The following is a 23,467-nucleotide window of genomic DNA, read 5'->3' as shown; positions in this document are numbered from 1 at the left end:
TGGTCGGTCGCTTCAGTCGCTCAGAAAACCGCTGAGGCGGCGGCCCAGGTCCGGGGGCGCGGCGTGCGGCAGCGCGTGGTGGGAGACGTCCGGTACGACCTCCACGTCCGCCCGCGGCAGCAGCGCCCCCGCTCTGGCCGCCACCTCGTGCGGGTCGTGGGTCCTGCTGTTCGCGGCCACGAGCAGCAGGACCGGCACGTCCAGACCCCGCAGCGCCTGGGGCGTCGGGCGGGGGCCGGTGACCGGCTTGACGGAGGGGAAGCCGGTGGCGGCCTCCTGCAACCGCAGCCAGTCGTCGTCCAGCCGCGCCCCCGCCGTCTCCCACTCCAGGAAGGACCGGGTGCGGCGGGGAGCGGGGCGCAGCAGCATCGGCAGCGCGTGCAGCAGGTACGCCGCCTTGAACCCGGCGAAGCACTGGGTCGGGTCCAGGAGGAACAGGCGGCGCACCCTGCCGGGCGAGCGCAGCGCGAAGTGGACGGCGATCCAGGCGCCGTAGGAGTGCCCGCCGAGGTCGGTCACCGGGCCGGCGCCGAGGCCGTCCAGCAGCGCCTGGAGCCAGTCGCACAGGTCGGCGGCCGTGCGGGGACGGCGGTCGGCGGGCACCTCGCTGCGGCCCGGGGCGCCGGGCAGGTCGACGGCGTACACGCGCCGGGTACGGGCCAGTTCGGCGGCCTGGGCGTACCAGGAGGCCGAGGTCGCGCCCCCGCCGCCGGGCAGGAGCAGAAGCGGGGGCGCGTCGCGCGGCCCGCAGACGTTGACGTACGCCGTGCCGTACGGGGTGGGCACCAGGACCGTCTCCCGCTCGGCGGCCCACTTCCCCATGACCTTGTCGTACGCCGCCCGGAAACCGTCCGCATCGAACCGGCCGCTCATCGCCGCACCCCCTATTATCTCGTTGAGCAAGATTCTTGTTGAGCGAGACGATAGCGGAGGGCGGCCGTGATGTCCCAGGAACCCGAGATGGAGATCGTCCATCTGCTGCGCGCGGTGGCGGTCGAACTGGGGCTGCACAGCGCGCGCTTCGCCCAGCGCAACGGCATGCACCCGACCGATGTGCGGGCCCTGATCGCGCTGATGGACGCCCGGCGGGCGGGCGAGGAGATGACGGCCGGTCGCCTCGGCGCCGATCTGGGCCTGAACTCGGCCGGGACGACGGCCCTCATCGACCGGTTGGAGCGGGCCGGGCACGTACGGCGCACGCGGGGGCGGCTGGACCGGCGAACGGTGGTCGTCGAGGTGGACGAGCGGGCCGTACGGCTGGGCCAGGACTTCTTCGGCCCGCTCATCGGCCGGACGGTGGACCTGCTCGCACGCTACGACGACCGCGAACGGGCGGCGATCCGCGACTTCCTCGCCGGGGTACGGCACGCGGCGGCCGACGACTCCTGACCGGGCGGAGAGCGCCGCGGCCGACGGGGACCGGACGGACGGAGAGCGCGGCGGCCGCTGGGTATCGGGGGGCTCAACCGCATCGCATACGAATCCCGCGGGCCGGCACCGGGCGCTCCCCTCCTCACAGCCGCACGCACGGCGACGTGAGGCGTGCCACACCAGCCGCAGGTAACACGGGGTTCACATTCGAGCAATGGACGGGAAATCGCCTGTTGACAGTCTGCGGACATCCACCGCGGCGCCCAGTGCCGCAGCGCCGCAGCACCCGCAGTGCGCCAGACCCACGTTAAGGATGTGGCCCCGATGACCTTCAAGGCTGAGTACATCTGGATCGACGGCACCGAGCCGACGGCCAAGCTCCGTTCCAAGACGAAGATCATCACGGACGCCCCCGCCGGCCTCGAGGCGCTGCCGCTGTGGGGCTTCGACGGGTCCTCCACCAACCAGGCCGAGGGCCACTCCTCGGACTGTGTGCTGCGGCCGGTCTTCAGCTGCCCGGACCCGATCCGCGGCGGCGACGACATCCTGGTGCTGTGCGAGGTCCTGGACACGGACATGACGCCGCACCCGAGCAACACGCGTTCCCTGCTGGCCGAGATCGAGGAGCGGTTCGCGGCGCAGGAGCCGATCTTCGGCATCGAGCAGGAGTACACCTTCTTCAAGGACGGCTACCCGCTCGGCTTCCCCAAGGGCGGCTTCCCGGCCCCGCAGGGCGGCTACTACTGCGGTGTCGGCTCCGACGAGATCTTCGGCCGTGACGTCGTCGAGGCGCACCTGGACAACTGCCTGAAGGCGGGTCTCGGCATCTCCGGCATCAACGCCGAGGTCATGCCGGGCCAGTGGGAGTTCCAGGTCGGCCCGCTGGCCCCGCTGGAGGTCTCCGACCAGATGTGGGTGGCCCGCTGGCTGCTGTACCGCACCGCCGAGGACTTCGGCATCGCCGCCACCCTCGACCCCAAGCCGGTCAAGGGCGACTGGAACGGTGCGGGCGCGCACACCAACTTCTCCACCAAGGCGATGCGCGAGGGCTACGACGCGATCATCACCGCGTGCGAGGCGCTCGGCGAGGGCTCCAAGCCGCTCGACCACGTGAAGAACTACGGCGCCGGCATCGACGCCCGCCTGACCGGCCTGCACGAGACGGCCCCGTGGGACAAGTACTCCTACGGCGTCTCCGACCGCGGCGCCTCGGTCCGCATCCCGTGGCAGGTCGAGAAGGACCGCAAGGGCTACATCGAGGACCGCCGTCCCAACGCCAACGTCGACCCGTACGTCGTGACGCGTCTGCTCGTCGAGACCTGCTGCTCGGCGCTGGAGAAGGCCGGCCAGGTCTGATCCACCCCGTCTTCGCGCGAGGGGCGTCCACCGTCATGGTGGGCGCCCTTCGCGTTGCCGGGGCGGGCGGGTGTCCACACAGTGAGAGGAGGCCTCCTGTCAACGGCTCACGTCTGGTTCAATAAGTCCATGGCCAGCATCCAGAAGTACTCCGCGACAGGTCGCCAGGACCTCGAGCCCTTCTGGCCCTCCCGTCAGCACCACGACTTCGACCGGGTGTGTTGCCGCGCGACGAACGCGCCGGCCCTCTAAAGCCGTAACCCCCGGCCTTCGGCCGGCGCGACAAGCCGTACGTCCCCGACGGGCCGCGACCACGAATCGCCGCCGTCGATCCGTCCGACGAACGACGAACTTCTCGCGCGAAAGAGCTGACCTCTCATGGCGACCACTCGTTCCCTCAGCACCGCCACCCTGCCCGCCCCGGCCCCGGCCGTCCGTCACCGGTTGCGGGCCGTCGACCGGGACGAGGTGGTCGACGTGGCGGACTTCCTGCCGCCCGGTGCCACCTGGCTGCCGGCCCCGCCGCACGCCCTGCCCACGCTGCCCGGCCGGCCGCCGATGGTCGGCTACCTGGTGCTCGTCCCGGCCGACCAGCAGCCGCCGTTCCCGCCGGTGGCCGTGGCGAACCAGCCGGTGCCGGATGCGTCCGGCGCGGTCCTCGAAGAGCCGCTCGTGCGGATCGACTCCGTGCGGCGCACCGCCCGGGTCGGCGGGCGTGAACTCGACCTGACCTACCTGGAGTTCGAACTGCTCGCGCATCTGGTGGCCAACCCGCACCGGGTGCACACCCGCGAGCAGCTCGTCGCCACGGTGTGGGGCTACGGCCACGTGGGCGACGGCCGCACCGTCGACGTCCACGTCGCCCGCCTGCGCCGCAAGCTGGGCGCCGAGCACCGCGAGGCCATCCAGACGGTGCGCCGCGTCGGCTACAAGTACGCGCCGCCGGCCGGCCGCTGACACCTCTGCCGGGAGCAGAACCCGGTGCCGCCCCCCGCCCGGCTCCGGCACAGTCGTCGGCATGAGACTTCTGGTGCTGGGCGGTACGGAGTTCGTGGGGCGGGCCGTGGCCGAGGCCGCCCTCGACCGCGGCTGGGAGGTGACCGTCTTCCACCGGGGACGGCACGCGGCCCCGCCCGGGGTGCGGTCGCTGCACGGCGACCGCGCCGCCCCCGGCGGCCTCGCCGCCCTGGCCGGCTCGGACGGGCGCTGGGACGCCGTCGTCGACACCTGGTCGGCGGCGCCCCGCGCGGTACGGGACACGGCCCGCCTGCTGCGGGAGCGCGCCGGACGGTATGTGTACGTCTCCAGTTGCTCGGTGTACGCGTGGGCGCCGCCCGCCGGGTACGGCGAGGACGCGCCGCTCGTCGAGGGCGCCTCCCCCGACGCCGGCCACACCGACTACGGCCGCGACAAGCTCGGCGGTGAGCTGGCGGCCACCGCGGAGTTCGGCGCCGGCCGCTCGCTGCTGGTGCGGGCCGGGCTGATCCTCGGGCCGTACGAGAACGTCGGCCGGCTGCCCTGGTGGCTGAACCGCATCGCGCGCGGCGGCCCGGTGCTCGCGCCCGGCCCGAGGGAACTGCCGCTGCAGTTCATCGACGTCCGCGACCTCGCCGAGTGGACCCTCGGGGCCGTGGAGCGAGACCTGAGCGGGCCGTACAACGTGATCAGCCCCTCGGGGCACGCCACCATGGCCGCGTTGCTGGAGTCCTGTGCGCGGGCCACCTCGGGCCCGGCGGAGCTGCGCTGGACCGACCCGCGAACAATCCTCGACGCGGGCATCGAGCCGTGGGTGCAGCTGCCGGTGTGGGTGCCGCCGGGCAGTGACCTGCACGACGCGCTGCACCGCGCGGACGTCTCCCGGGCGCTGGCCACGGGTCTGCGCTGCCGGCCGGTCGAGGAGACCGTCGCCGACACCTGGCGGTGGCTGCGCGCACTCGGCGGCACGGCACCGATGCGCGCGGACCGCACGGCCAAGGGGCTCGATGAGGAGGTCGAGGCGAAGGTGCTGGGCATCGACGGGGGTGTACCCGGCACCACCCCCTGACGGGGTGCCCGGCCCCGTGCGGGCCCGGCGCCCGCTCGGCCGCTGCTTCAGGCGCATGGTTTCGAGGTGGTCGCGGCCGTCGAGTCCGGCTCCGAACTGACGACGTCGCTGCGGGAGCTGGAGCCGGACGTCGCCGTGGTCGACGTACGGCTGCCGCCGACGCACACCGACGAGGGCCTGCAGTGCGCGCTCGGCGCCCGGCGGCGCAGACCGGGACTGCCGGTGCTGGTGCTCTCGCAGCACGTGGAGCAGCTGTACGCGCGCGAGCTGCTCGCCGACGGCGCCGGCGGGGTCGGCTATCTGCTCAAGGACCGGGTGTTCGACGCGGAGCAGTTCGTGGACGCCGTACGGCGGGTCACGGCGTGGGGTACGGCGATGGATCCGCAGGTCATCCAGCAGTTGCCGGCGCGCGGGGCGGGTGCGGACCGGCCGCCGGCCCGGCTCACGCCGCGTGAGCTGGAGGTGCTGGAGCTGATGGCACAGGGGCGGACGAACACGGCGATCGCGGCCAGGCTCGTGGTGACGGAACGGGCGATCGCCAAGCACACCGCCAACATCCTCACGAAACTGGGCCTGGAGGTGTCGGACGACGACAACCGGCGCGTGCTGGCCGTTCTGGCGTTTCTCGATCACGGCCGCTGACCTGCAACTCCACTGAATCCTCACGGGCTTTGAACGCCACTGGAGCCGCTTGCGTATCCAAGGGCGCCGCTTCACCCCTCGGGCGCCTCGCTGCCGCCCCGGAAGCCCGCACGGAAGTCAGAGGAGTTCCATGGGACGCAACACAAGAAAACGCCGCTCGTCCATGGCCGGCAAGGCCGTAGCCGCATCGGCGGCCCTAGCGCTCGGCGGGGGCGGGCTTGTCTGGGCGAACTTCTACGCGTCGGCCCACGAGTCGCACGACCCCTGGGCCGGCAACCGCACCAAGGCGGCGGCCACCCAGGTGGCCACGATCTCCTGCCCCGACGTCGGTCAGCGGCTCACGGACGTGCCGGGCCAGGCACGCACCGAGGTGGACGGCGAACTGGCCAACCTGGACCGCCAGATCACCGACGCCTACCAGCGGCTGGCGACGACGCGCGACGCGCAGACCCGCGACGCGAGCTTCGTGCAGAACTCGATCCTCCAGCCGCTGAAGGACCGGCGGGCGGCGATCATCGACCGCATCCAGCTGGAGATCAACCGGGTCGGCGGCAACGCCCCCGACCGCCTCGACGGCCTCGCCGGCTGCACGGCCAGCCCCGCGGAGTGGCAGCAGACCAACGGAGGCCAGAACAACGGCGGCCAGATGGACGGCGGCCAGCAGCAAGGCGGCGGCCAGCAGCAGGGCGGCCAGAACAACGGCGGTCAGAACAACGGTCAGCAGGGTGGCCAGAACAGCGGTGGTCAGGCCGGCAACGGCCCCTCCGCCGCCGACTTCGTCGACATCACCAAGGTGCAGCCGAACGTCCCCGCCAAGCCCCGCAAGATGCGCAACGCCTCCGTCGGCACCTTCATCACCCGCTGCGGGGTGAACGCCAACGGCAGCCACAACACCGACAACGTGATCGTGGCCCCGGGCGTCAAGAACGGCGCGCACCACCTGCACGACTACGTCGGCAACCAGTCCAACGACGCCTTCGCCAACAACGACACCTTCGCCGCGGCCGAGACCACCTGCCAGAACCAGCAGGACAAGTCGTCGTACTACTGGCCGGTGCTGCGGGTGCAGGACGGCACGCAGGACTTCGACCAGAACAACGACGGCGGCGGCAAGGAGGGCAACGTCGGCAAGATCCTGCTCGCCAAGCAGGCCCAGATCAAGTTCGTCGGCAATGCCACCAGCAAGGTCGTCGCGATGCCGCAGTTCCTGCGCATCATCACCGGCGACGCCAAGGCCTTCACCAACGGCCCCGGCAACGCCAACGCGCACTGGAGCTGCACCGGCTTCGAGAACAAGGTGCAGCTGACCGACAAGTACCCGATCTGCCCGGCCGGCAGCAGCGTGGTGCGCTCGTTCGCCTTCCAGTCCTGCTGGGACGGCCAGAACATCGACAGCGCCAACCACCGCACCCACGTCGCCTTCGCCGACGCGAACGGCCGCTGCCAGAACGGCTTCAAGGCGATCCCGCAGCTGACCATGCGCCTGGTGTACGACGTGCCGGCGCCGGTGATCAGCAACGGCCAGGTGAAGAACGCGTACGCGGTCGACGGCTTCCCGGAGCAGCTGCACAAGGCGATCACGGACCACGACGACTTCATCAACGTGATGACCGGCAACCTCAACAGCAAGATCGCCAACTGCATCAACCGGGGACAGAAGTGCCAGTGACCCCCTGAGCCCCCCACATGCGAAAGCCGGCGGTGCCACTCCCCCACCGCCGGCTTTCGTATGCCTCCAACGGGCTCAGTGACCCGCGTGCGCTCCCCCGTGCTGGGTGCCCTGCTCCAGGGTGCCCCCCAGGGTGGAGCGCAGCGCGCCGACCACGCCGTCGTCGCCGACGGCGACCCACTTGCGGCCGACCAGGTAGTAACCGCCGTAGTCCTTCGCCTCGTTGATCCACTCGCGCTGCCCGCGGTCGGTGGCGAAGGTGGCCAGCACGAACTTCCCCTCGGTGGTCGTGCAGATGGCCTGCCTGATCTCGTCGGCGTCGGTCTGCATGTCCGGCCGGCACTTGGCCTCGGCGGCCAGGTGCTCCAGGCTGCCGGTCGCCGTCGGCGGTACGGCGTCGTCCTGGCCGCCGCCGGCGCAGCCCGCGACCGCCAGCGCGGCCAGGGCACCGGTCACGGCGAGCATCGGTCGGGTGCGTCTCATGTGTTTCCTCCGGGTCCGGGCGGGTGCGGGACGCCTGTCGATACGGCTGCCGCGCGCCCGGCGCTCAATCCGGTACCGCGTGCCCGTACCCCTGTGCGACAGTGTGCCGGTGAACCAGGACTGGGAAGACCGGGTGTCCACGGCGTGGGCCGCCTTCGACGACTACCCCGAGGACAGGGCCGCCGAGTTCCGCGCCCGGATCGACGCGCTCGTCGCCGAGTTGCCCGAGGACAGCCCGCTGGGCCCCTTCGAGCGGGCCTGCGCCTTCGACTCGACCGGCCACTCCGACCAGGCCGTCCCGCTGTACCGGGAGGCGCTGGCGCGCGGCCTGGACGGATACCGGGGCCGGCGGGCGAAGATCCAGCTGTCCAGTTCGCTGCGCAACGTCGGCCGGCCGGAGGAGGGCGTCACCCTGCTGACCCCCGAACTGGAGGCACCTTCAGACGAGTTGGACGACGCGGTACGCGCCACGCTCGCCCTGTGCCTGTCCAGCCTGGGCCGCGACCGCGAGGGCCTGTCCCTGGTGCTGGGCGCGCTGGCCGCCCATCTGCCGCGCTACCAGCGGTCGATGGCCAACTACGCCCGCGCACTGGTCGAGCCCGGGGCCTGACCCACCCGGACGGCGGGTGACCATCCACCGATTCGCTCGTTCTGCTGAACGTGCAGTCACAGGATGCCGCCCCGCGCCCCTCATCGTCCCCCGCCGGCCCGGATGTCGACGTCGAGCAGGCCGAGGCCGCGCTCGTCGAGCACTACCCGCGGCTCGTGCGGCTCGCCTATCTGGTGCTGCCGCCGGACCTCGGCCGCGGCCGGCGCGTCCTGACCGCCCACGCCCTCACCCAGCGCGCCCTGCCGCGCGGCAAGGCCGCCCCACCCGTCATCCCGGCCCAGTCCGCGGGCCGCGACGGCGACCCGGGGTACGCCTTCGTACGCCAGCAGGTGCTGCGCGCGGCACTGGAGGCCGGGCTGCCGCTGCGGCGCCGCGGCCGGCTCGGGCGGCCCCAACTGCCGCCGCTGCTGCCGCAGGTGTGGGGCCTGCGCCTGTTCCCGCGCTCGGGCGGCGCCGACGAACTCGCCCTGGACCAGCGGCTGTCGGAGCTGCCCGCCCCGGCGCGTGCCGCCTACGCGCTGCGCGGCCTGGAGCAGCTGCCCGACGACGAGGTACGCCGCATCCTGACGGCGGCCGGGGTCAGGAACGTGAACGCGGCGCTGCGGGAGGCCGACGACGTACCCGCGCGGTACGGACTGCTGGCCTCACCCGAGTTCGACCCGTGCTCGCTGCAGGCCCGGCCGACCGATCTGATGCGCCGGCGCCAGCACACCAGGGCCGCGCTCGCCGCAGCCGCGGCCCTCGCCGTGTGCGGCGCGCTGGTCGCGCTGCCCGGCGGCGGCTGGGGGCCGGACGGCGCCGCAGCCCCGGCCTACGCGCAGAACCCGGCCGCCGAGGCCGCCCTCGACCCGGGCCGGCTGGTGAGGGCCGTGCCCAGCGCGTGGAAGACGGCGTCGCGGACCGGCTTCTCGGTGTGGCCGGCGCGCGGCGACCTGACCGGTGACACGTCTTTGCTGCGCCGCGCCCTCGCCGTGTGGGCCCGCCCCGGCGAGACGGTCCGCCTCTCGGCGACCCCCGGCACGCCCTCCGGCGGCCCGGCCGGCCCGCCGCAGCTGCTGTACGCGGGGAACGTCGACAACGCACACGTGGTGCTCCTGTACGACGGGCTGCGCATCGCCCGCTACGCCGAGCCGAAGGACGGCACCGAGGGCGCGGCGCTGGACTTCGCGCGCGCGGACGGCGCGAACGGCACCGAGGCGGACGCGGTGGTGCTGGGCCGGGCCGACGGCAACGTGCGCTATCTGACCGCCCCCTGGGTGACGAAGACGGCCGAGCGTGACCTGATGAGACCGGCCGCCGGCGCGAGGGACCTGCCCCTGTCCGGCGGGGTCACCTCCCCCATGGCCAGCCCGGCGACGAAGACCGGCCCGTGCAGGTCCTGGAACGCCCTGCAGATCGGCGACGACACCGGCACTCATGTCCTGACCGACCTCGGCGAACTCATGCCCGCCCGCCTCACCGTGGGCCACCCCGGCAAGGAGCGCGAGGTGTCCGGCTCCGAGAGCCTGCACGCATGGGCGCCGTACGCCTGCTCGCTGGGCGCGGTGCGCTCGCAGGGCGTCCGGTCCGTGAACGCCTGGGCGTACGCCGAGCAGAAGCTGCCGGGCGCGGGCGGCACCGCGGACTGGGTGTGCACCCGGGCCGAGACCTGGCGCGGCGGCGGGGCGCGGGTGCTGGCGCAGTTCCACACCCCGGGCGGTACGTACGGGGCGGTCGCGGCGAAGGCCGAGGACGTGCCGGCGTGCGGGCCGCGCGATCCGCGGGTGCTCGCCGGTGTGCTGTGGAAGTCGCAGGGCGGCACCTGGTACCTGCTCGCCGCGGGCGGCAAGGACACGGCGTCGATCCGCACCACGGGCGGTCTGAGCGCGAGCGCGGACGGCCATGTTCTCGCCGCGCGTGCCAAGCAGGGGCTCCAGGCGGAGCTGAAGGGCACCCTGACGGACGGCCGGGAGATCGGCGGGCTGCACTAGGCGACGCGGCTCACGGCACCCGAGGTCCCGCCGTTGCTGACAGCGGCGTCAACAAGGTCGGGCGCGAGGGGTTCCCCCTCGGCCTACCCATCAGTACATTGACGCCATGTCTAACAAGCAGGCCGCTCGGGCGCCCCAGCCGGACGAGCCGGAGCGGATACCGCTCAAGGCCCGGAAGGTGTCCTTCTCCTGGGAACGCACGCCGCTGCACTGGGTGCCCGGGGATCCGTTCACCACGCACACCATCAACGTGCTGCATCTGCTGCTGCCGGCCGGGGAGCGGTGGTTCGTGCACGTCTACAAGCAGGTGCTGCCCTACATCCGGGACGAACGGCTGCGCGAGGACGTCATCGGGTTCATCGGGCAGGAGGCGATGCACTCCCAGGCCCATGACGAGGTCCTGCCGCACCTGCGCGAGCAGGGGCTCGACCCGACGCCGTACACCGCGCAGGTCGACTGGTTCTTCGAGAAGCTGCTCGGCGACCGCACGCTGCCGCCGGGCCGGGCGCGCCGCTGGTGGCTGATGGAGCGGGTCGCGCTGATCGCCGCGATCGAGCACTACACCGCCTTCCTCGGCGACTGGGTGCTCAACGCCGAGGAGCTGGACCGGCGCGGCGCCGACCCGACGATGCTGGACCTGCTGCGCTGGCACGGCGCCGAGGAGGTCGAGCACCGCTCGGTCGCCTTCGACCTGTTCCTGCACGTCGACGGCAGCTACCGGCGCCGGGCGCGGACCTGGGCGACCGCGTTCACGGCGCTGGTGTTCCTGTGGCAGCGCGGGGTGCGGTTCTTCATGGAGAACGATCCGACCGTGCTGGCCGGCAAGCCCACGTTCCGGGACTTCTACGTGCGCGGACGGCACGGGGTGCTGCCGTCGGCCGAGGACATGCTGAAGTCGATCCCGCGCTATCTGAGCCGGAGCTACCACCCCTCCCAGGAGGGCTCCACCGAGCAGGCCGTCACCTACCTCGCCTCCTCCCCCGCGGCCCTCGCCGCAGAAAAGAGGACCGCCTGATGCCGAAGCTGCGCACCGTCATGGTCGTCGCGGGCGCCGCGCTGCTCGCCCGGCGGGCGCTGCGCCGCCGGGTCCGGAGCTCTCCGCTGTGGCCGATGCCCGCACTGGAGACGCCGATCAGCGGGCAGCCGCGGTCCCGGGCGCTGACGCTGCTGGTGACCGGGCACGAGCACATCGCCGACGGGGTCGTCCAACTCCGGCTGGAGGGCCACGACCTGCCGCGCTGGGAGCCCGGCGCGCATCTGGACCTGGTGCTGCCGTCGGGCCTGGTGCGCCAGTACTCGCTGTGCGGCGACCCGGAGGACACCTCCTCCTACACCGTGGCCGCCCGGCTGGTGGAGTACGGGCGGGGCGGCTCGCGCGAGCTGCACGAGCAGGTGCGCGAGGGCATGGAGCTGGAGGTCCGCGGCCCGCGCAACCGTTTCCCGCTGACGAAGGCGCCGCGTCACGTCTTCGTCGCCGGTGGCATCGGGATCACGCCGATCCTGCCGATGCTGCGGGCCCTGACCGCCGAGGACGCGGACTGGCGGCTGCTGTACGGCGGCCGCACCCGGGCCTCGATGCCGTTCCTGGAGGAGATCGGGAAACTGGGCGGTGACCGGGTGACGGTCGTCGCCGAGGACGAGGCCGGGCTGCCGGACCTCGACGCCTGGCTCGGCGAACTGCCCGAGGACACGGCCGTGTACTGCTGCGGGCCCGAGGGGCTGATGGCGGCCGTGGAGGAGCGGGTGCCGCACGTCCACATGGAGCGGTTCACGCCGAAGTCGAAGTCGGCGACCGGCGGTTCTTTCGAGGTCGAACTGCGGCGCAGCAAACGGGTGGTGACCGTGTCCGAGGACTCCACCGTGCTGGCCGCCGTGCGCGCCGAACTCCCCGGCACCGCCTACTCCTGCGAGCAGGGTTTCTGCGGCACCTGCCAGCAGCGGGTGCTGGAGGGCGAGGTCGACCACCGCGACGAGCTGCTGACGGACGCGGAGCGCGACGACTCGATGCTGATCTGTGTCTCCCGCGCCCGCGGCGACCGGCTGGTGCTCGATATGTGAACATCCGTGGCCGATCGGGGCCGTGGGCGGCCGGATCCGATCGGTAAGGTGTTCGCATGATTACCGGGGTACGCCGCAGAATGGGCGTCGAGGAGCGACGGCAACAGCTGATCGGCGTCGCCCTCGAGCTGTTCAGCCGCCGCTCGCCCGACGAGGTCTCCATCGACGAGATAGCGTCGGCCGCGGGCATCTCACGCCCGCTCGTCTACCACTACTTCCCCGGCAAACTCAGCCTGTACGAGGCCGCGTTGCAGCGCGCCTCGGACGAACTGGCGGCCCGCTTCGTGGAGCCGCACGAGGGGCCGCTGGGCGCCCGGCTGCTGCGGGTGATGGCCCGCTTCTTCGACTTCGTCGACGACCACGGCCCCGGCTTCTCGGCCCTGATGCGCGGCGGCCCGGCCGTCGGCTCCTCCACCACGAACGCGCTCATCGACTCCGTACGGCAGGCCGCCTACGTCCAGATCCTGGCGCATCTGCGTGTCGAGGAGCCGCCCGCGCGGCTGGAGCTGGTGATCCGCTCCTGGATCTCGCTCGCCGAGTCCACCGCGCTGCTCTGGCTGGACGGCCGGCGCATCCCGCGCGCGGAGCTGCAGACGCAGCTCGTGCACGACTTCGCCGCGCTTCTCGCGGTGAGCGCGGCGTACGACGGGGAGATGGGCGCGCTGCTGCGCCAGGTGCTCAAGGACGAGCCGGGTGACGGGCCCTTCGCGGACCTGGTCACCCGGCTCGTCTCGCTCGCCGCCTAGACTTCCTCGCCGCCCGGGCTTCGGACCTCGCTAGGCGTCGTACTTCCGGTAGGAGGCGTCGAGGTCGCGGACCTCGGCGGAGGCGTGCAGCGCGAGGCCCTCGGTGGGCTTCACGTGCTGCCGCAGCAGCTGAAGCACCTGCTCGGTCAGCCGCGCCTTGGTCTCCTCGGTGCGGCCGGCCAGCAGGCCGATCGTGATGTGCACGATGGCGTGGCCCTCGCTGTCCGGGCCGACGACGGTGTCCTCGGTCCGGCGGAACTGCGTCTTGCACGCCGGCGGCTTGGCGGCCGCGATCTCGACCGTGGCCTCGTGCACGGCCCGGGCGAAACCGGGCCGGTCGAAGACGTCGGCGAGGCGCTCGGAGTAGTCGACGGTGATCTGCGGCATGGGCGCTCCTGTTCTTCGGCGGTCGCGGTCAGCCTAGGTGACGGAAGACCGCGACCGTCCGGTCAGTCCAGGTGCCGGAAGACCGCCACCGTCCGCGCCGGAACGGTGAATATGCCGGTCGCCGCCTGGTAGGACGCGCCCTTGACGACGGGGTCGGCCCCCGCCGCCTGCACCGGGTGCAGCCCGTACGCCGTCCCGGCGAGGCCGGTGATCCGCTGCTCCTGCCGCTCGGGCGTCGCGTTGAAGACGACGACCAGGTCACCGAGGCGCATGGTGATCACACCGGGCGTCTCGTCCTTCCCGGACAGCGGGAAGGAGAGCCGCGACTGCACCTGCGCGGCGGTCGCCAGGGAGAAGTCCGGCTCGGTCGTCCGGATCTTCAGCAGGTCCCGGTACGCCGCGGACGCGCCGTCGATCTGCGGGCAGCCCACCTTGACCGACGTCAGCAGCGGCTTGGCGTACGGCCACTTGGACGCGTTGTCGGCGGCCGGCGGCAGTCCGCGGCCGAAGCCGTTGCCGTCGGCGCAGTTCCAGTGGATCGCGTTGAACCAGTCGCCGCTGTCGAAGGAGTTGCGGTCCAGCGACTTCGAGCGCAGCAGGTCGGTGCCGGCCTGGGAGAGCGCCGGGCCCTGCGAGAGGGCGGCCGTGGCCATCGCCAGGACCTGCGTCCGGGCCCGGTCGGCGGCGCTCGTCGAGGCGGGCAGCTTGTAGGCGAGCGCGTCGAACAGCGCCTCGTTGTCGTGCGCGTCGACATAGGCGAGGGCGTCACCGGGGTCGGCGGCGTACCCGGCGGGAGCGCCGTTGTAGTCGATCTCGGCGCCGGTGACCTCCTTGCCGGTGGTGTCCGTGAAGTGGTACTTCGCCAGGTTTCCGGACAGGCCGACCTTGATCAGGTCCTGGTCGTGCAGCAGCCGCGCCTTCTGCTCCGCCGGGGTGCCGTTGGCGGTGGAGGAGTTGGGGTCGGTGTACAGCCCGCTCGCGAAGCCCTGGGCGCCGGGGGCGGCGTCGAAGGGGCTGCCGCCGCGCACGGCGTCACGGGCGCGGTCGGAGAAGGTGGCGATGCCGGTGCCGGCCATGTTGGCCTGCGTCGCCTGCACGAAGCGGGCGTCGTTCGCGACCTCGCCGAAGTTCCAGCCCTCGCCGTACAGGATGATCTTCTTGCCGTCGACGCCGTCCTTGGCGAGGGTCAGCGCGTCCAGCGCCTTCCGTACGGCCAGGATGTTGGCCTTCGGGTGGTGGCCCATGAGGTCGAAGCGGAATCCGTCGACCTTGTACTCCTTGGCCCAGGTGACGATCGAGTCGACGACCAGCTTGCCCATCATGGCGTTCTCGGGCGCGGTGTTCGCGCAGCACGTGCTGGTGGCCACCGAGCCGTCGGCCATGAGCCGCTGGTAGTAACCGGGCACGACCTTGTCCAGCACGGAGGTGTCCGCCTGGCCGGCGGCCGCCGTGTGGTTGTAGACGACGTCCATGACGACCCGCAGCCCGTCCCGGTTGAGCGACTGGACCATCTCACGGAACTGCACCGTGCGGGCCGTACCGTCCGGGTCGGTGGCGTAGGAGCCCTCGGGAACCGTGTAGTGGTAGGGGTCGTAGCCCCAGTTGTAGGCGTCCTTCGCGGCGCTCTTCGTCACGCACTCCTGCTGCCGGTCGGAGTCGGCCGGCAGGGAGGCCAGGTCGCAGTCGGGGGTGGCCTGGTCGGCCTTCTTCTCGGGGATCGTCGCGATGTCGAACGCGGGCAGCAGGTGCACGTAGGAGGTGCCGGCCCGCGCCAGCTCCCGCAGGTGCTTCGAGCCGTCGCTGCCGGTATCGGCGAAGGCCCGGTAGGTGCCCCGGTCCTCGGCGGGGACGGTCGGGTCCTCGACCGAGAAGTCCCGGATGTGCAGCTCCTGGATCTGCGCGTCCCGCAGCGGCACGGCCTTCGGCTTGGCCTGCGTGGACCAGCCCTTCGGTGCCAGGGACTTGTCGCCCAGGTCGACGACGAGACTGCGCGCGGAGTCGGCGGTCAGGGCGACGGAGTAGGGATCGGTGACCTGGTTGGCGACGACCTTGCGGATGCTGGGCGCCCACACCGTCACCACGTACCGGTACGGCTTGTTCTTCCAGGAGGCCGGGCCGGTGACGGACCAGACGCCGGTCGCGGCGTCGCGGTGCATGGCCTTGAGCGAGCCGTCCAGCTCCAGCGACACGCTCTGCGCCGTCGGCGCCCACACGGCGAGGGTCGGCTTCCCGTCGCGGAACGTCGGGCCCAGGTGGGCCTTGGTCGCACCCGGGTACAGGTCGTCCAGGACGCCGGCGATCTGCACGCCGGTCGCGGCCAGTACGGCTCCGTTCGCGGCGCGCTGGGAGGCGACGAGCTGGCCGCGCAGGGCCTCACGGACCCGGTCGCGGTCACGCGGGTCGACGGAGTAGGCGGTGTAGTCCTTCAGGTGCGGGAACCTCGCCTTCTGCGCGTCGGTCAGGGTGCTCCTGGACAGCCTGATCCAGCGTTCGTCGTCGCTGGTCAGCGCGCCACCCCGGACGGTGATCGAGCCGTCGCGGGAGTACAGCAGCTGGGTGGAGGCGGCGGACTCGGAGCCGTTGAAGGCGACGGTGTCCCGGTCGATCCAGACCGCCTTGGAGGTGGTCAGGTCGAGCGCGGCGGAGGAGCCCTGCGGCTGCGGCAGCAGGTACTTCTCCTGCCCGGCCAGCAGCCACACCTCGTGACCGCTGGTCCTGAGGTCGAGGGACTGGTCGGTGGGCAGGTCCTTGTCGTCGCCCTTGTGGAGGATGTAGCTGAGGCCGGTCGCACCGGCCGCGAGCGGCACCTCGTACACGGCGCCGTAGGCGTCGGTGCGCACCGGCTGCAGCGGCTTGGACCAGTCGGTGGGGTTCGCGGCGCCCGTCCAGACGTGCAGGCCCCAGCCGTCGTAGGCGCCGTCGGCGCGGTGGTAGTGGACGACCGCCTTGGTGGTGTCCTGGGCCGGGTAGGCGGGCCTGTCCGTCAGGACGTCGGTCTTCCCCTGCTCGATCCACACCTCGCCGGTCTTGGTGACGTCGATGCTCCGGTCGGCGGAGACGTCCTTGTTGCCGTCCTTGTCGATGACCAGGAAGCCGACGTTCGACGCGCCCGGCTTCAGCTTGACGTAGGCGAAGGCCCCGTAGGCGTCACGGCCGGCGAAGGGGTGGCTGGCCGGCCAGTTCGTCGCCTCGCCGTCGGCGAGGTCGCCCCAGGCGTACAGGCCCCAGTTCGCGTAGTCGCCGTCGGCCCGCTTGTAGTGCACGATCGCGTAGTCGCGGGAGGAGGCGGTGGGCACCTCGGGCGCGGGCGGGGTGCCGGTGGTGCTGTTCGCCGTGGCACTCGCGGTGCGCCCGGTGGAGTCGATCACGAGGGCCTTGTAGCGCAGCGCGGTGCCGGCCGGGACGTCCTTGCCGAGGGTCTGGGTGACCTTGTAGGGGGCGTGGTCGGCGGAACCGAGGATCTGCCACTTGGCGTTGCCGACCTGGGCGGCGAAGACGACGCGGTCGAGCGCGCCGCCGCCGGCGTCGGCGGTGACGTCCACCGTCCCCGTGGCACCGGGGGCGGGGGCCGTGAGGGTGAGGGTCGGCTCGGCGGCGGGGGCGGCGAGCTTGCCGGCCGCCTTGTAGACGACGGCGGAACCGGCCGGGACGGTGAGGGTGAGCTTGCGGTCGGCGTCCGTCCTGAGCGTGCCGTCGGCGCCGTAGATCCCCCGGTACGCCATGCCGGCGGAGCCGGTCGCGAAGGTCGCCGTCTGTTCGGAGCCGGCGTTGTTGAAGGCGACGACGTACTCCTGGCCGGTGCGGGCGTCCGTGCGGGAGACGGCGAAGATGCCGGGCCCGTCGGCGGCGTACCGCTCCTGCTGCACGCCGTCGGTCAGCGCCGGGTTGGCCCTGCGCAGCGCGGCCAGGGCGCTGATCTGCCGGTAGAGCGGGGCGGAGGTGTCGTAGGCGTCGCTGGCGTGGGTGCGGTCGGTGCCGATCTCGTCGTCGTCGAGGTAGTCGGCGACCTTCGAGGCGAACATCGTCTGGCGGGCGTCCTTGTCGCCGCCGGAACCGGTGAAGCCCTGCTCGTCGCCGTAGTAGACGACCGGGTTGCCGCGGCTGAGGAACATCAGCTCGTTGGCGAGCCTGTCCTTGGCGAGGAGTTCGGCGTCGGCGGCCTTGGGGTTGTCCTGCTTCAGGAACGACCCGATGCGGCCCATGTCGTGGTTGCCGAGGAAGGTGACCTGCTCGTAGGCGTTGGCCTTGTCGGTCGTGTACTTGTAGTCGTCGGCGAAGACCTTCGCCAGCTTCTGTGCGCTGCCGCCCTGCGAGGCGTAGGAGCGGGCCGCGTCCTGGAAGGGGAAGTCGAGGGTCGCGTCCAGCCGGCCCTGGGTGACGTACGGCGACGTGATGGACGTGTCGGCGGAGTAGACCTCGCCGAACATGAAGAAGTCCTTACGGCCGTGCCGGGCCGCGTACTTGTCCAGTGCCGTGGCCCACTGGGTCCAGAACTCCGTGTTCACGTGCTTGACGGTGTCGATGCGGAAGCCGTCGACGGCGAAGTCCTTCACCCACCGCTCGTAGATCTTCTCCATGCCGCTCACGACCTCGGGACGCTCGGTCCACAGGTCGTCCAGGCCGGAGAAGTCGCCATAGGTGGCGGACTCGCCGGCGTAGGTCGAGTCGCCGCGGTTGTGGTACATCGTCGGGTCGTTGAGCCAGGCCGGGACCTTGACGTTGCCGGTGACCTTCGGGGTGCGCGGGAAGGAGCCGGTGTCCACGGCCGGGAAGCCCTTGCCGCCGGCCGCGTAGTCGGCGTCGTCGAAGGGGCGGCCGTCCTTGGTGAGGTAGGGGAAGGCGCCCTTGGAGAGGTAGTCGTGGGACGCGGGCTCGTAGTCGACGACGTCGGCGGTGTGGTTGGTGATGACGTCGAAGAAGACCTTCATGCCCTTGGCGTGGGCCCGGGCGATGAGGGCCCTGAGGTCGTCGTTGGTCCCGAAGTGCGGGTCGACCTGGGTGAAGTCGGTGATCCAGTAACCGTGATAGCCGGCCGAGGCGTTGGAGCCGGTGCCCTGCACGGGCCGGTTCTTGAAGATGGGCGCCATCCAGATGGCGGTGGTGCCCAGGCCCTTGATGTAGTCGAGGCGCTCGGTCAGCCCCTTGAGGTCGCCGCCCTGGTAGAAGCCCTTGTCGGTGGGGTCGTAGCCGGTGGCCAGGCGCGAACCGGTCAGGCCGCCGCGGTCGTTGGCGGTGTCGCCGTTGGCGAAGCGGTCCGGCATGACGAAGTAGAACTGCTCGCGGGTGGCGTCGTGCCGGGCGGGCTGTGCGGCGAGTGCCGCGTCGGAGGGCGGCGGGGGCGGGGCATCGGCGTGGGCGGCGAGCGGCTGCACCAGCGCGGCCGCCAGGGCGGCGGCGGTCAGCGCGGCGACCCGCCTCCCGCTCAACGTACGGCGCGTCCCGGGCGCCGGCCATCTCGGTATCACAGGCGGAAACTCCTTGTGCTTGCGGCTCATTCGGGTCCGACCCCGGCGTCTCGGCGCGGGCTGCGCTGCGGGCGCCCGCGGGGGACCGTACCGCCGCCGAAAGACTTACAGCAAGAGGTCTGAAACACGCGGCAAGAATTTTCACCCGGTTCCGGCTCCCGGACCCCGCCGCGCCGAGAGGACGGCGCGCCGGGGGCGCTGCCGCTGACGTTGCGGACCGCCCCAGGTGGGGGAAGAGTGGCTGGTGTGGCGCAATTCGTGTGCGAGCCCCTCTGGATCCACCATGACCAGAACCACCCGGCGACACATCCTCCCTCTGACCGGCGCATCCGCCGTGGTCACAGCGCTGGCGCTGACCATGGGCCCGGTGCCCGCGGCGGCCGCGGCTCCCGGCGGGGCCGGGGACCTGCTCCCCTCCTCGGTGCGGGCCGACGACACGCCCCCTCCTCCGCCTGAGCCTCCGCCCGGCGACGAGAGCCCTGCACCGCCGTCCCCGCCGGCTCCGCCGTCCCCGCCGCCGGACACGCCGGACGACTCCCCACCACCGCCCCCGCCGCCTCCACCACCGCCGGACTCCCCGCCGGACTCCCCGGAACCGCACACCCCGTCGGGCCCTGTGACGCCGACCGGCCCGGACGACGGTGGCTCGGCGGCCATCACCGCGCTGAAGCAGCAGCAGACTGCGGCCGGCAGCGTGGCGGCGGACCTGGACGCGAAGAAGAACGACGTTCCCGAGGAGCTGGTGCCGAGCGTGCAGCAGCTGACCGACGTGCTGCAGGCGGTGAACGACACGCAGACCCCGCCGCAGCAGCGTGACGGAGCCGTCCGCAGCGCCCAGCAGGTGGCCTCCGCGCTGGAGGTGATCGACGACCCGGACACACCTGCCGCGGTGCGCGACCGGTTGACCGGGATGGTGCGGCAGGTGGCCGCCGCCCTGACCGCGGCGAACGCGTCGGAGACACCGCCCGAAAGCGGCACGCTCGCCGTCGTCGTGGCCAGGTCGGCGTCCGTATTGGGGGTCGTCGCCGGCCAGGACACGCCGCCGGACGTGGAGAACGACCTCGTCGGGGCCGCGAACAACGTGTTCTCGGCCGTGCAGGAGGGCACGGCGAACGGGGAGGGGAGGACCGGTGCCGCGGTCGGCGCTCAGCCGGCGTCGCAGATGGTGGTGGCGACCGGACTGGAGACCGCGAGCAACTCGAACACCTCCGAGGACAAGCGGAAGGGGATCGCGCAGAGCGCGCACGAGGCCAGTGCGTCAGAGCCCGGCGACCCCGGGGCGGCGGACAAGAAGCGCCGCCTGGAGAAGGCGCTGAAGGAGGCGATCTCCGACCAGGGCCTGCCGGACGAGCCGCTCGGCAAGGCGGCCGAGCTCTGCACCAACTCCGTCTTCCAGTCCGTCCCGGACACGACCCTCGCCGAGTATCTGCAGAACCTGACACCGGACACCTGGGACAGCGAGGGGGTCCAGGACTTCTGGAAGTCCCGGGAAGCGCGGAACGACTCCTTGGACGTGATCGCCCAGCTGCGGAACGACAAGGTCGACGACACCGCGCTGGCCATCAAGCAGATGATCCCCCAGCTTGCCCACTCGCTCCCGGCGAACGACATCTTCTCGTCCCTCGGCGTGCCCGCGCTCCACTGCCTCCAGGCAGCCATGCAGCTCGACCAGGAAGCGGGCGTCCGGGCCGGCAACTGGGTCAGCGCGGCGCAGAAGGTATGAATCTCAGCAGCTCGGCGACGGACACCTCGGCAGTGGCGTGCCGGGTCGAGATTCCGAATTTTTTCAGTTCTCTTTTCTGCGCGCCATAATCGATCGAGCCTCCCGCGAAATGGAAAGAGGAGACGGAATAGACGGGCCGTTTGGTCGGAGACCAGAACGCCGTCACATAGAGCGGAGCCCGCGTCACGTTGACGAGGTTGTTGTTGTGCCGGACCCTCGCGAAGTAGGTGAGCGTGTCCGTGCCCTTGCACTCGGCAGTCCGGCAGGCGTACCGGGGATGCCGCCACGACAGGTACGGTTCCCGGTAGTGGTCGACATCGATCCGGCCCCGGTCCTTCCTCATGTAGGTGATCTGCAGATCGACGTCGAGCAGGTCGTACGGCACGTCCCTGGGGATCTCGAAGACGTGCACCAAGGTGTCCTCCTGCCCGGCCTCGAGCACGTCTCCCGGGTCGTACATGCGTCCGCTGCTCAGCCGCTGGTAGGAGAGCGCGTCGATGTGCCGTTCCGCCTCCTCCGACGCGCGGAAGCTCTCCTTCCACGCCCTCGTGGACGGATCGCCCGACTCGGAGTACCTGGCGGTTCTGCCGTACACGCTGAAGTCGCTGACGATGACGTACACCGACACATCGCCGGTGTTCTTCACGGAGAGTTTCAGCGGAACATGGACGAACGGGAGAGAACGGTCCTGGCGCGCCCTCCCGAATTCCGCCGTGAGGGAGAAACGCAGGGGAGCCGTCGTGGGCTGGTACACGGTGGAGTACGCGAGGCTGACCGCGGACAGCAGAGCTGTCGCATAAAATCCCGCCACGAATTTGTTGGGGTGCGGCAACCCTTTCCAGGATTTCTCCCTGATGAGCAGAACGCATGCCCACATCGACCAGCACCACAGCGGTGCGAAGGCGAACAGATAGGGCGTGATCTCCTTCTCCTCCAGCCACAGCAGGAAAAGGAGACTGTTCACGGCCAGCGCGATGAAGGCGCCGAGCAGGACGATCGCGCCGGAGGCCCCGAACTCCCGCCGGCCCCAGTGGTCGGGCACCAGAACCGCCCCGGCTCCCTGGACCACGCCGGACAGCACCAGCACGGCCCCGGCGATGCGCTGGGCGAACGTCAGGGCGCTCGAGGCGTCCGGCCATCCGATCACCACGTTGAGGATGCCGGCGGCGATCAGCCCGGCCATCATGACGACCATGGTCGCGCGCCGCCTGACGGCCCGGTCGGGCCAGCTGCCGCTGTCCCCTCCGCGCCAGCACACCGAGGCGGAGTCCTCGACGTCGACGCCCGGGTAACCGAGACGGTCCAGCAGTTTCCGCAGCTCGCGCAGCGACCAGGCGCTGCCCGCGGGACTGCCTCCCACGGTGACCCGGCGAAGGCCGCGATCGTCTGGCGCCTCGACGACGACCCACGGACGGATGCTCATGACGCCAGCCTCCGACCTGGTCCGGACGCACGCACGCGTTGTTGCTCCGCTTGGCAGCGCCTCCCACCGGGCCCACGGCGGCGTGCAGGCGCCGTGGGCCCGGCCGGGAGGTGGGTCAGCAGCCGGTCTTGCCCGCGTAGACGGCGAGGGCGGTGTTGGCGCCGAGGGTGGCGGTGAGCTGGCCGGAGCCGTTCACCGTCACCGGTGTGTTGTTCTGGACGTTGCAGTACGTCCCGGCCGGCAGGGACGTCTGGTAGGTGCGGCTCAGGCTGTACGACTCGTGGTTGATGGCCACGAAGCCCTTGCTGCCGCGTCCGAAGGCGATCGCGTCGCCGCCGTTGTCCCACCAGTTCGTCACGGCCTCACCGCGGGTGGCGTTGCGGAAGCCGACCATGCCGATGATCTCCGGCCACTTGTGCTGGCACTTCCAGCCGTCCTGCCAGCAGGCGTTCACCGTGCCGCCGTTCGGCGGCCCCGCGTCCGCGTCCGACCACTCGTAGCCGGAGTTGATGTCGGGGGCGCCGTAGGGGTACGCCAGCATGAAGACGTTGGCGAGGGTGTAGGTGGCGCCGTCCTTGTAGTTCAGGGTGGAGCCGTTGCGCTCGGTGTCGTGGTTGTCGACGAAGACGCCCGCGACCGAGCTGTTCATGTATCCCCAAGCCTCGCCGTAGTTCTTCAGGTAGGCGAGGTTCTCGTTGTTGAAGACGCGCTTGAGGTCGTAGGCGTAGCGGAACTCCTGGACGTCGCCGTTGCCGGTGTACTCGGTCGGCTGGACGGCCTCGCCCGCGCCGTAGATGACCTCCTGCTTGAAGTAGGCGGACGGGTTGGTCAGCCGGGACTTGATGTTCGCGAGGTCGGCGGCGTCGATGTGCTTGGCCGCGTCGATGCGGAAGCCGTCCACGCCGAGCGAGAGCAGGTCGTTCATGTACCCGGCGATCGCGCCGCGGACGTAGGGCTCGCCGGTGTCCAGGTCGGCGAGGCCGACGAGCTCGCAGTGCTGGACGTTCCAGCGGTCCTGGTAGTTGCTGACCTGGCTGGTGCAGTCGTCGAAGTCGTACGACGAGTACAGGCCCGGGTAGTTGTACTTGCTGTACGACGAACCGCCGGTGCCGGTGCCGCTGCCGGCCGACATGTGATTGATGACCGTGTCGGCGACCACCTTCACCCCGGCCGCGTGGCAGGTGTTCACCATGTTCTGGAAGGCGGTCCGGTCACCGAGCCGCCCGGCGATCTTGTAGCTGACCGGCTGGTACGACGTCCACCACTGGGAGCCCTGTATGTGCTCGGCGGGCGGGGAGACCTGGACGTAGCCGTAGCCGGCGGGGCCGAGGGTGCTGGTGCACTCCTTGGCGACCGAGTCGTACTTCCACTCGAAGAGGACGGCCGTGACGTCCTTGGTGCCGGGCGGGGAGGCGTGTGCGGCGGCCGGAGTCATGACGAGCGCCGCGGCAAGTGCGGCGGCCCCGGCGAGGGTTCTGCGTGCCATTGTGGGGTTCCTTCGTCCTTGAAGGCGTGCGGGG

19 protein-coding genes are annotated in these 23,467 nt (G+C 71.5%); 13 read left to right on the top strand and 6 right to left on the bottom strand.

Annotated elements, in window-relative coordinates; all coding sequences use genetic code 11:
• Positions 1-12 precede the first annotated feature (12 nt).
• Entirely contained in the window at positions 13-873 is an 861-nt protein-coding gene (locus ACF1GV_RS04225) for an alpha/beta fold hydrolase (RefSeq protein ID WP_391677658.1), read from the bottom strand.
• A 69-nt stretch (positions 874-942) separates the two neighbouring features.
• Here ACF1GV_RS04225 and ACF1GV_RS04220 point away from each other — a divergent pair, with 69 nt between their 5' ends.
• The 7 genes from ACF1GV_RS04220 (at position 943) to ACF1GV_RS04190 (ending at position 7,082) form a co-directional block, all read left to right on the top strand.
• On the top strand, positions 943-1,389 hold the full coding sequence (locus ACF1GV_RS04220; RefSeq protein WP_391677655.1) for a MarR family winged helix-turn-helix transcriptional regulator: 447 nt from the start codon (positions 943-945) through the stop codon (positions 1,387-1,389).
• 306 nt (positions 1,390-1,695) lie between these two features.
• The gene (gene glnII / locus ACF1GV_RS04215) at positions 1,696-2,727 is read left to right on the top strand and encodes a glutamine synthetase (protein WP_391677653.1); all 1,032 of its coding nucleotides are present in this window, start codon (positions 1,696-1,698) and stop codon (positions 2,725-2,727) included.
• A gap of 129 nt (positions 2,728-2,856) precedes the next feature.
• Positions 2,857-2,979 carry a hypothetical protein gene (locus ACF1GV_RS04210; protein WP_391677651.1) on the top strand — a complete coding sequence of 41 codons (123 nt, stop codon included), beginning with the start codon at positions 2,857-2,859 and terminating at the stop codon, positions 2,977-2,979.
• 126 nt (positions 2,980-3,105) lie between these two features.
• Positions 3,106-3,684 (top strand): winged helix-turn-helix domain-containing protein, encoded by a 579-nt coding sequence (locus tag ACF1GV_RS04205; protein ID WP_391677649.1) that lies wholly within the window; start codon positions 3,106-3,108, stop codon positions 3,682-3,684.
• Between the two features lie 61 nt (positions 3,685-3,745).
• A complete protein-coding gene (locus ACF1GV_RS04200; RefSeq protein WP_391677648.1) occupies positions 3,746-4,771 on the top strand; it encodes an NAD-dependent epimerase/dehydratase family protein in 1,026 nt (341 codons plus the stop codon).
• A gap of 42 nt (positions 4,772-4,813) precedes the next feature.
• Positions 4,814-5,413: a LuxR C-terminal-related transcriptional regulator gene (locus ACF1GV_RS04195; RefSeq protein WP_391678484.1), complete on the top strand. Its 600-nt coding sequence runs from the start codon at positions 4,814-4,816 to the stop codon at positions 5,411-5,413.
• Positions 5,414-5,543: 130 nt separating this feature from the next.
• The gene (locus ACF1GV_RS04190; RefSeq protein ID WP_391677646.1) at positions 5,544-7,082 is read left to right on the top strand and encodes a DUF1996 domain-containing protein; all 1,539 of its coding nucleotides are present in this window, start codon (positions 5,544-5,546) and stop codon (positions 7,080-7,082) included.
• A 75-nt stretch (positions 7,083-7,157) separates the two neighbouring features.
• Here the strand turns inward: ACF1GV_RS04190 and ACF1GV_RS04185 are convergent, their stop codons facing one another.
• On the bottom strand, positions 7,158-7,565 hold the full coding sequence (locus ACF1GV_RS04185) for a hypothetical protein (protein WP_391677644.1): 408 nt from the start codon (positions 7,563-7,565) through the stop codon (positions 7,158-7,160).
• A 109-nt stretch (positions 7,566-7,674) separates the two neighbouring features.
• Between ACF1GV_RS04185 and ACF1GV_RS04180 the strand changes: the two genes are divergently transcribed.
• The 5 genes from ACF1GV_RS04180 (at position 7,675) to ACF1GV_RS04160 (ending at position 12,949) form a co-directional block, all read left to right on the top strand.
• Positions 7,675-8,175: a tetratricopeptide repeat protein gene (locus ACF1GV_RS04180; RefSeq protein WP_391677642.1), complete on the top strand. Its 501-nt coding sequence runs from the start codon at positions 7,675-7,677 to the stop codon at positions 8,173-8,175.
• A 50-nt stretch (positions 8,176-8,225) separates the two neighbouring features.
• Entirely contained in the window at positions 8,226-10,145 is a 1,920-nt protein-coding gene (locus ACF1GV_RS04175) for a hypothetical protein (RefSeq protein WP_391677640.1), read from the top strand.
• A 106-nt stretch (positions 10,146-10,251) separates the two neighbouring features.
• Positions 10,252-11,160, top strand: a complete 909-nt coding sequence (locus tag ACF1GV_RS04170) for a metal-dependent hydrolase (RefSeq protein ID WP_391677637.1) — start codon at positions 10,252-10,254, stop codon at positions 11,158-11,160.
• Positions 11,160-12,203, top strand: a complete 1,044-nt coding sequence (locus ACF1GV_RS04165) for a PDR/VanB family oxidoreductase (protein ID WP_391677634.1) — start codon at positions 11,160-11,162, stop codon at positions 12,201-12,203. The genes ACF1GV_RS04170 and ACF1GV_RS04165 overlap by 1 nt, the downstream gene beginning before the upstream one ends.
• A 56-nt stretch (positions 12,204-12,259) precedes the next feature.
• The gene (locus ACF1GV_RS04160; RefSeq protein WP_391677631.1) at positions 12,260-12,949 is read left to right on the top strand and encodes a TetR/AcrR family transcriptional regulator; all 690 of its coding nucleotides are present in this window, start codon (positions 12,260-12,262) and stop codon (positions 12,947-12,949) included.
• 30 nt (positions 12,950-12,979) lie between these two features.
• Here the strand turns inward: ACF1GV_RS04160 and ACF1GV_RS04155 are convergent, their stop codons facing one another.
• A complete protein-coding gene (locus ACF1GV_RS04155; RefSeq protein WP_391677629.1) occupies positions 12,980-13,336 on the bottom strand; it encodes a 5-carboxymethyl-2-hydroxymuconate Delta-isomerase in 357 nt (118 codons plus the stop codon).
• Between the two features lie 62 nt (positions 13,337-13,398).
• Positions 13,399-18,801, bottom strand: coding sequence for a pullulanase-type alpha-1,6-glucosidase (pulA, locus tag ACF1GV_RS04150; RefSeq protein WP_391677626.1), 5,403 nt, complete (start codon positions 18,799-18,801; stop codon positions 13,399-13,401).
• A gap of 616 nt (positions 18,802-19,417) precedes the next feature.
• Here pulA and ACF1GV_RS04145 point away from each other — a divergent pair.
• On the top strand, positions 19,418-20,524 hold the full coding sequence (locus ACF1GV_RS04145) for a hypothetical protein (RefSeq protein ID WP_391677625.1): 1,107 nt from the start codon (positions 19,418-19,420) through the stop codon (positions 20,522-20,524).
• Here ACF1GV_RS04145 and ACF1GV_RS04140 read toward each other — a convergent pair.
• Together ACF1GV_RS04140 and ACF1GV_RS04135 are read right to left on the bottom strand one after the other, a co-directional pair.
• Positions 20,502-21,947, bottom strand: coding sequence for a hypothetical protein (locus ACF1GV_RS04140; RefSeq protein ID WP_391677624.1), 1,446 nt, complete (start codon positions 21,945-21,947; stop codon positions 20,502-20,504). The two genes, ACF1GV_RS04145 and ACF1GV_RS04140, sit on opposite strands and share 23 nt — an antisense overlap.
• A 115-nt stretch (positions 21,948-22,062) precedes the next feature.
• A complete protein-coding gene (locus ACF1GV_RS04135; protein WP_391677622.1) occupies positions 22,063-23,433 on the bottom strand; it encodes an alpha-amylase family protein in 1,371 nt (456 codons plus the stop codon).
• Between the last annotated feature and the right edge of the window lie 34 nt (positions 23,434-23,467).

Source organism: Streptomyces sp. NPDC014006 (assembly GCF_043088925.1).
Lineage (GTDB): Bacteria > Actinomycetota > Actinomycetes > Streptomycetales > Streptomycetaceae > Streptomyces.
Note: the sequence above shows the minus strand (reverse complement) of the source record. Positions and strands in the feature narration are given on the sequence as shown.